The organism is Chloroflexota bacterium (assembly GCA_016875535.1).
Taxonomy (GTDB): Bacteria; Chloroflexota; Dehalococcoidia; order SHYB01; family SHYB01; genus VGPF01.
Map to the genome: position 1 here is coordinate 1 of VGPF01000070.1, position 7,007 is coordinate 7,007.

At 59.4% G+C, this 7,007-nt stretch carries 11 protein-coding genes; 3 read left to right on the forward strand and 8 right to left on the reverse strand.

Annotation, left to right across the window (positions count from 1 at the left end):
* A partial coding sequence (locus FJ039_12315; GenBank protein ID MBM4406932.1) for a transposase occupies positions 1 to 373 on the forward strand: 373 nt, incomplete at its 5' end.
* A 53-nt stretch (positions 374 to 426) separates the two neighbouring features.
* Here FJ039_12315 and FJ039_12320 read toward each other — a convergent pair.
* Positions 427 to 1,314: a class I SAM-dependent methyltransferase gene (locus FJ039_12320; protein ID MBM4406933.1), complete on the reverse strand. Its 888-nt coding sequence runs from the start codon at positions 1,312 to 1,314 to the stop codon at positions 427 to 429.
* 93 nt (positions 1,315 to 1,407) lie between these two features.
* Here FJ039_12320 and mazG point away from each other — a divergent pair, with 93 nt between their 5' ends.
* Positions 1,408 to 2,187, forward strand: a complete 780-nt coding sequence (gene mazG / locus FJ039_12325; GenBank protein ID MBM4406934.1) for a nucleoside triphosphate pyrophosphohydrolase — start codon at positions 1,408 to 1,410, stop codon at positions 2,185 to 2,187.
* A gap of 12 nt (positions 2,188 to 2,199) precedes the next feature.
* On the opposite strand, the gene acpP is transcribed toward mazG, so the two are convergent.
* The 6 genes from acpP to FJ039_12355 are packed head-to-tail and all read right to left on the reverse strand — an operon-like array spanning position 2,200 to position 5,389.
* Positions 2,200 to 2,454: an acyl carrier protein gene (acpP, locus tag FJ039_12330; protein MBM4406935.1), complete on the reverse strand. Its 255-nt coding sequence runs from the start codon at positions 2,452 to 2,454 to the stop codon at positions 2,200 to 2,202.
* A 24-nt stretch (positions 2,455 to 2,478) separates the two neighbouring features.
* The gene (nusB, locus tag FJ039_12335) at positions 2,479 to 2,889 is read right to left on the reverse strand and encodes a transcription antitermination factor NusB (protein ID MBM4406936.1); all 411 of its coding nucleotides are present in this window, start codon (positions 2,887 to 2,889) and stop codon (positions 2,479 to 2,481) included.
* A gap of 5 nt (positions 2,890 to 2,894) precedes the next feature.
* Positions 2,895 to 3,632: a 3-oxoacyl-[acyl-carrier-protein] reductase gene (fabG, locus tag FJ039_12340; GenBank protein ID MBM4406937.1), complete on the reverse strand. Its 738-nt coding sequence runs from the start codon at positions 3,630 to 3,632 to the stop codon at positions 2,895 to 2,897.
* 15 nt (positions 3,633 to 3,647) lie between these two features.
* Positions 3,648 to 4,598: an ACP S-malonyltransferase gene (fabD, locus tag FJ039_12345; GenBank protein ID MBM4406938.1), complete on the reverse strand. Its 951-nt coding sequence runs from the start codon at positions 4,596 to 4,598 to the stop codon at positions 3,648 to 3,650.
* 51 nt (positions 4,599 to 4,649) lie between these two features.
* The gene (locus FJ039_12350) at positions 4,650 to 4,844 is read right to left on the reverse strand and encodes a 50S ribosomal protein L32 (GenBank protein ID MBM4406939.1); all 195 of its coding nucleotides are present in this window, start codon (positions 4,842 to 4,844) and stop codon (positions 4,650 to 4,652) included.
* 8 nt (positions 4,845 to 4,852) lie between these two features.
* The gene (locus FJ039_12355; protein ID MBM4406940.1) at positions 4,853 to 5,389 is read right to left on the reverse strand and encodes a DUF177 domain-containing protein; all 537 of its coding nucleotides are present in this window, start codon (positions 5,387 to 5,389) and stop codon (positions 4,853 to 4,855) included.
* 382 nt (positions 5,390 to 5,771) lie between these two features.
* On the opposite strand from FJ039_12355, the gene FJ039_12360 reads away from it, so the two are divergent.
* Complete coding sequence (locus FJ039_12360) at positions 5,772 to 6,563, forward strand: enoyl-CoA hydratase (protein ID MBM4406941.1); 792 nt, start codon at positions 5,772 to 5,774, stop codon at positions 6,561 to 6,563.
* A 312-nt stretch (positions 6,564 to 6,875) separates the two neighbouring features.
* On the opposite strand, the gene FJ039_12365 is transcribed toward FJ039_12360, so the two are convergent.
* Positions 6,876 to 7,007 (reverse strand): transposase (locus FJ039_12365; protein MBM4406942.1); only part of this gene is annotated, 132 nt, incomplete at its 5' end.

Below are 7,007 nucleotides of genomic sequence, written 5' to 3' on the forward strand. Positions count from 1 at the left end.
GCTGCGCCAAGGAGTGCGCCAGCACCTTGGCGGCTACGGCGCCGACGTCGCCTCGGGCCTTGTCCTGCGCCATGACCACGGCAGCCAGTACATGAGCGACCACTTCCAAGACGAGCTCCGCTTCCTGGGGATTGCCTCCAGTCCCGCTTTCGTGCGGGAGCCGGAGGGCAATGGCTGCGTGGAGCGGTTCATCCGCACCCTCAAGGAGCAACTGCTCTGGGTGCGAACCTTTGAGACCGTGGAGGAGCTGCGCCTCGCGCTCCTTGCCTTCAAGGAGCGGTACAACCGGGAGTGGCTCGTCGAGCGCCATCGCTACGCGACGCCAGAGCAAGCACGCCGTCAGTTGCTCGCTTGCCCTGTGGTTGCCGCATGAATACAATCACATCACTGTCCAAGAAATCAGGGGCGGTACACACGGGCACTCCTTCAGCGTTTCCGTATCCATAGGCTATTTGAGTTGTGATTCCATTTTTCTTCTATGAGAGTAAAGGCGTTTTGCATAAGCCCTGGATATTTATCTTTCATATACCGTTCAGCCCACAGAATTTCATACAAGCTATTGCCGTAGAGAAACGCTTGGAGCAGATATTGTTCGGTGTAAAAGGTGCGGTCTTGTACGATCCAAGCCTTCGGATAGTCAAACGGGAGGAATACGTCATGGAAATGAACGATAACGCCGCTTTGTAATCGTGGCAGGATTTCCAGAACTGCGTAATTCACGTCGCCGCCCGCTTTGACGTAATGACTGCCATCAATGAAAAGGATGTCATTGGCGTCCAATGATTCGAATAGGCTCAGCTCGACCTCTTCTAGCTGCTTACATACGCGCTCATGCACCCCTGGAATTTGGTAAGTCGCTACGCCTTTTGGATATGGTTCGATTATGGTAAAACGCGGCTGCTTGACCAGTGGCGCGTGTTGCACAAAGCCAGCCGTCACGAGCGTTGAATTGCCAGCACCCACTTCGATGATGCGCCGTGGGCTGCAGAGCGAGAGGAAGGCGCGTAAGACGACGGCTGAGATATAGCCGAAGCTATCGTTGGGCACACGAAAATCAAACTGGCCTTTTGGCGAGCGAAATTCCTCTGCTAGATATTTATAATTTTTGAATAACGGTAAGAACTCTAGCTGAGCCTTATCGTTCATATCGATTCCAGCGAGAGGATAGCGGCGGTCGTGATAGGTAAACTGCCCCAGATTCGGTATGGGGCTTTCTTTCGTGCGCACGATACTGATGCCTAACCGCTGAGCAATGGCAAAGGATTGTTTGGAGAGGACAACTTTTGTAGCGATCTGCTTCAGCATCTTATCCATCTAAGCAAACAGTACCCGGGCGGGGGATTCCTTGTCAAGGAAAACGAACGCCACGTAGAATGGGATGCCTCCGGATAGAACCGAGGTGCGCCCGTGGCCGATTACAAGGACCTGGAGAGCTTTGAGACCTTCCTGGCCATCATCGCCAGGCTGCGGGGCCCGGACGGCTGCCCCTGGGATAAGAAGCAGACCCATGCCACCCTACGGAAATACCTCCTCGAAGAGACGCATGAGGCGCTGGAGGCTATGGATGCGGACGACCCGAAGCGCCTGGCGGAAGAGCTGGGCGATGTGCTTCTGCAGGTGGGGCTGAACGCCCAGATAGGCCGGGATAACGGCACATTCACCATCAAGGATGTTCTGCGCACCATCAATGCGAAGCTCATCCATCGGCACCCGCACGTCTTTGGCGAGGTGAAGGTCTCCGGCGCCGATGAGGTGGTGGCGAACTGGGAGAAGCTGAAGGCGCAGGAAAAGGGCGAAAGGCAGTCTGCGCTGGACGGCGTGCAGAGATCCCTGCCCGGGCTGGCCTATAGCCAGGAGATACAGGGTCGCGCCGCGAAGCTGGGCTTCGAGTGGACGGACATGGCAGGCGTGCTGGACAAGGTGCGCGAAGAGCTGGGAGAGTTCGAAAGGGCGAAGTCGCAAGCGGAGCTTGAGCATGAGCTCGGCGATATCTTCGCCGCGCTCGTGAATATCGGCAGGCGCCTCAACATGGATGTTGAAGGGGCCATGCGCAAGGCGAATCGGCGCTTTGAGCGGCGCTTCCGCCACATGGAAGAGAGCGCCAGCGCTCAGGGGAAGAAGATAGAAGAGCTGCCGCTGGAGCGGCAAGAGGAGCTCTGGCAGGCGGCGAAGCGGGCGACGGGCTGACCGGGACGGGCGTTACGCGCCCTGCTTGTTCGTGATGTAGTCTATGGCGTCCTGAACGGTCTCGATCTTCTCGGCATCTTCATCCAAGATTTCCAACTTCTTGCCGTCCTTGCTGAACTCCTCTTCGAGCGCCATGATGAGCTCGACGAGGTCAAGGGAGTCGGCGTTCAGGTCGTCCACGAAAGAGGCGTTGGGGACCACCTGGGCCTCTTCGACGCCAAGCTGGTCAACCGTCACCTTTTTCACTCGTTCGAAAACTGTCGCCACGGTAACCTCCAGGGCTGTAGCTTTCTAGGATTTCGCTGCGGTCAGGATGGAGCCCAGAACGCCGTTCACGAACTTGTGCAGGTTCTCGCTCCCGAATGTTTTGGCCAGCTCAACAGCCTCGTTTATCGCTACTTTCGGCGGCGCCTTATTATCGAGCACAATCTCATAGATGGCAATACGCAGAATATTGCGGTCTATGGCGGACATCTGCCCGATGGGCCAGGCGGGCGCATGCTCGGCGATAAGCCCATCCAGCCGTGCTTTCTCCCGTATCACTCCGGTCACCAGGTCTTTCGCCAGGCTCTTGGTCTGCTCGCTCAGGCCCTTTTCCGCCAGGGCGCGCTCCAGCGTCTCCTGCCATGCGTGGCCCGAGCTGTCCACTTCATACAGGACCTGCAGCGCGATGGTTCTTCCCTTTCTCCTTGCGCCTGCCATGGTGCCTACGCCATCGCGATGCCGCCATCCACGAGCAAGACTTGGCCGGTGATATAGCCGGCCTCGTTGCTTGCCAGGAAGGCCACCGCCTCGGCCACCTGTTCCGGCGTGCCGAAGACCCCGGCCGGGATGTGCGCCTTGAGGGCATCGCGCTGTTGCTGGGAGAGCTTCGCCGTCATCTCCGTCTCGATGAATCCCGGCGCGACGACGTTTGCGGTGATGTTGCGGGAGGCGACTTCGGCGGCGGTGGATCGGGTGAAACCAACGAGGCCAGCCTTGGTGGCGCTGTAGTTCGCCTGGCCGGGGTTGCCCTTGAGGCCGACGACGCTTCCCATCATGATGATGCGCCCCCACCGCTTCTTGAGCATCGGCTTGATGGCGGCGCGGGTGCAGTAGAACGTCCCGGTGAGGTTCGTCGCGAGAACGTCCTCCCAGTCCTTATCGGAGATGCGCATGAGGAGCGTGTCGCGAGTGATGCCAGCATTGTTGACCAGGATATCCAGGGAGCCGTGGGCCGCCACAACGTCCTCGACCATCTTTTCGACCTCTTGCGATCTGCGCACATCGGCGATGTGGACGCCGGCCTTGCCGCCCGCCTCTGTGATGAGGCGCCGCGTCTCAGAGGCGTCTTTGGTGGCGTTGAGCGCAACGGTGGCGCCTGCCTTGGCGAGGCGAAGGGCAACGGCGCGGCCAATGCCGCGGCTGCTACCGGTGACGAGGGCGACTTTGCCCGAAAGGTCCACGATGGCGCGGGGCCGTTAGGCCGGGAGGGCGAAGGCCCGCACAGAGGGCATGGACTCGACGTTGAGCGTCTGCGCTTCCTTGGCGATGCGCTTGATGAGCCCGGTGAGCACCTTGCCGGGGCCGATCTCCACAAAGGTCTTGACACCGTTGGCGGCCATGTACTCCACGGACTTGGTCCACCGGACGCAGGAGACCATCTGGTCAATCAGCTCCGCCTGGATCTCGCCTTGACGGGCGATGGGCTCGGCCTTGGTGTTGCTGATGATGGGCACTTGCGGGTTGCGGATGGTGGCCTTGTAGATGGCTTGGGCCATGCCGGGAACGGCGGGCTGCATGAGGCTGGAGTGGAAGGCGCCGGAGACTTCCAAGGGGATGGCGCGCTTGGCGCCCATGGCGCGGGCAAGGTCTATGGCGCGGACAAGGGCCTCTTTGGTGCCGCTCAGGACGATCTGCCCATCGCTGTTGATATTGGCGATCTCGATGCCGACCTGCTGGCAGACCTGCTCGACGAGGGACTCATCGAGGCCGAGGATGGCGGCCATCCCGCCCTCCCGCATGCGTTCGGCCTCTTGCATGAGGCGGCCGCGCTCGCGGACAAGGCCAAGGGCCTCATTGAACGGCAGGGCGTTGGCGGCGACGAGGGCGGTATATTCGCCGAGGCTGTGTCCCGCGACGAAGCGGGGCTTGGAGGGGAAGGTCTCGCCATGGACTTCGCCCAAGGCGCGAAGGGCGGCGATGCTGGCGGTCATGATGGCGGGCTGGGCGTTGACGGTCTGCTTGAGCTGCTCGTCTGGGCCTTCAAAGCAGAGCTTGGAGAGGGAGAAGCCGAGGATGTCGTCGGCCTCCTCAAAGGTCTCTTTCGCGGCTTTGGACTCAGTAAAAAGGTCGCGGCCCATGCCGACTGCCTGGGAGCCTTGACCGGGGAAGACGTACGCTAAACGTTCGCCGACTGTGCTTTCTGTCATAAACCTTCCTTGTTGGCTGACCGAATAGGAGGATGCCACTTATGGCAAGTGTTACTCGGCCTCTGCCGTCCCGACCTTTAGAACCTGGCGGCCGTTGTAATAGCCGCAAGCCCTGCAGGCGCGGTGCGGAGCCTTGATGCTGCCGCAGTTGGGGCAGGTCCCAGTGGTAACAGGGGCAAGAGTGTTATGGGCCTTGTGGTGACCCTTGCTCGATTTCGATCGCTTTCTTTTTGGGAGCGGCGCCATCTACGTCCTCATTTCCTCTTTTCAGACTTGCTTACTTTCTCTCGGAGCGCCTCAAGGGCGTCCCATCGGCTATCGGCCTTCTGTGCCTTGCAGGTGCAGGGGCCCTCATTCCAGTTCTTCCCGCAGATTGGGCAGAGGCCGCTGCAATCTGCCTTGCAGAGCGGCTTGATGGGGATGGAGAGGATTGCGTATTGCCGAACCGGCTCTGTCAGGTCCAGCTCATGCTGAGAGCTTATGGTAAACGAACCTTCGCTCTCGTCAAGGGCCAGTTTGACGCCTGATTCGATGTCAGTTGTCTGTAAGAACTCCTCTTCGATCTTGATGTGGGCTGGGCTGGCGAATTCCCGAAGGCAGCGGCTGCAGGCGCAGCGGACCTTCGCGTCTATTGAGGCCAGGACAAGGATGCCAGCCTTGGTCCGTATGAGCTGGGCGGAGCCCTCTAGCCCTTCTGCCAGCTCTTCGATGCCTGGTTTCTTTTCAGTAAACTCGTACTCCCGCTCTTCCCCCACGCCTGCCTTCAAAAGCTGCGAGACGTTCCATCGCATCGCCACCACCAACCTTTCGCGCTGGCCACTCGGCTAGAAAGCCAGTTGCCCTACCGCTTCGGGAGTGCGGCGCATTGCTACACAATCCACAATTGTACCAAGAGGCGTAAGGACCAGCAAACCGGGCCTACTGAAGAAAGAGGCTGTCAAGATCCCTTCCAGCTCTGTTGCTTCATCTGCTCCCCTCTATGGAGCAGAGGCGATAGGCTTCGTCCCTACATAACATAACAAGGCCAGGGCTTCTTTCGGGCGCACATATATTCATAAACTATTTCCGAACATATTTCAGGACCGTCCAATTGCTTACGTTGACGCTCTTCATGGCCGCCTCCTATCATGGCGAGCGCTCCTTGCTGCACAGAACCCCTCAAGGATTTAGAAGATGGACTATCAATACCTGCTTTACGAAGTGAAGTCGGGCGTCGCCACCATCACGCTTAATCGGCCGGAAAAGCTCAATGCCCTCCTTGAGGAGATGCAACCCGAGCTAGTGGATGCTCTCAAACAAGCCGCGAAGGACGATAACGTGAGGGTATTGGTCCTGACCGGAGCCGGACGGGCCTTTTGCGTGGGAATAGATGTGGGAAGGCTTGAGCAACAGGCCGCAGGAGGCTCCATATTCAAGCTGAAGAAAGTGACCGCGCCTGCCGGGTACTTTGTCTTAGACCTGGTCAATTTTCCTAAACCGACGATAGCGGCTGTGAACGGACCTGCCGTCGGTGCCGGCCTCTCTCTGGCCATCGCCTGCGAGATACGGATCGCCGCGGAAGGCGCCCGCTTAGTGCCTGCCTGGGTAGCGCGAGGCATCCCGCCGGATGTAGGAACCACGTGGCTCCTGCCGCGCATCGTCGGTCCGGCCCGTGCCGCTGAGATCGTCTACACCGCCAGACCCATTGAGCCGAAGGATGCTCTGGCGATGGGCCTCTACAACAGGGTCGTCCCCGCCGATCAGCTAGCCGCCACTGTGGCCGACCTCGCGGGAGCTATAGCTGCCAATCCGCCTGTAGCCGTTGAGTTCGCGAAGCGGGCTATGCAGCGCGCCGCTGCCACCTCTTTAGCCGAGGCAGTGGACTACGAGACCTACATCCAGAGGGTCTCCTTTGACACCGCAGACTACAAAGAGGCCATTGCCGCCTTTCTTCAGAAGCGCCCCCCATCTTTTAAGGGCCTTTAGACCGTCAGTCCGCCCTTCAGCGCCTCCCCCGCGGCTGTTTCGTCTCCCTAGGCATGCTTTCCTTTTGGTATCACCTTGGTAACAGCTTAGGTAAACCGGTAACAAAAGCGAGACGATTGCAAGAGCTCTGTTAGGATTGCATAAGAGGCAGGGCCTGCATATCTGGCAGGTGCTCGCAGGTCAGGCCTGATGCGATGACTAGCAAAGCGGGGACGGGATGACTGTCAAAAGAGTGGTGAAAGCAGGCCGGATGTGGCGGCTCGCAATCATCCTGGCCATGGCATGACCTGCCCCCAGACTTTGTACCACTCGCTATATTAGTCCGGCGGAACTGCTGAACGCCAGTCGTGGCAACATCGCCTCAGGCGCTGGCGGGCGGTAGCCGAGGGCGCTGTGGGGCCGGACCTCGTTGTAGATTCGCCTCCACTGTCCGAGGAGCACCTC

Excerpts from the sequence above, each read along its gene's own strand:
- FJ039_12320 (MBM4406933.1), bottom strand. The coding sequence starts at position 1,314 with ATGGATAAGATGCTGAAGCAGATCGCTACAAAAGTTGTCCTCTCCAAA.
- nusB (MBM4406936.1), bottom strand. The coding sequence starts at position 2,889 with ATGGCAGGCGCAAGGAGAAAGGGAAGAACCATCGCGCTGCAGGTCCTG.
- fabD (MBM4406938.1), bottom strand. The coding sequence starts at position 4,598 with ATGACAGAAAGCACAGTCGGCGAACGTTTAGCGTACGTCTTCCCCGGT.
- FJ039_12350 (MBM4406939.1), bottom strand. The coding sequence starts at position 4,844 with ATGGCGCCGCTCCCAAAAAGAAAGCGATCGAAATCGAGCAAGGGTCAC.
- FJ039_12355 (MBM4406940.1), bottom strand. The coding sequence starts at position 5,389 with ATGCGATGGAACGTCTCGCAGCTTTTGAAGGCAGGCGTGGGGGAAGAG.
- FJ039_12360 (MBM4406941.1), top strand. The coding sequence starts at position 5,772 with ATGGACTATCAATACCTGCTTTACGAAGTGAAGTCGGGCGTCGCCACC.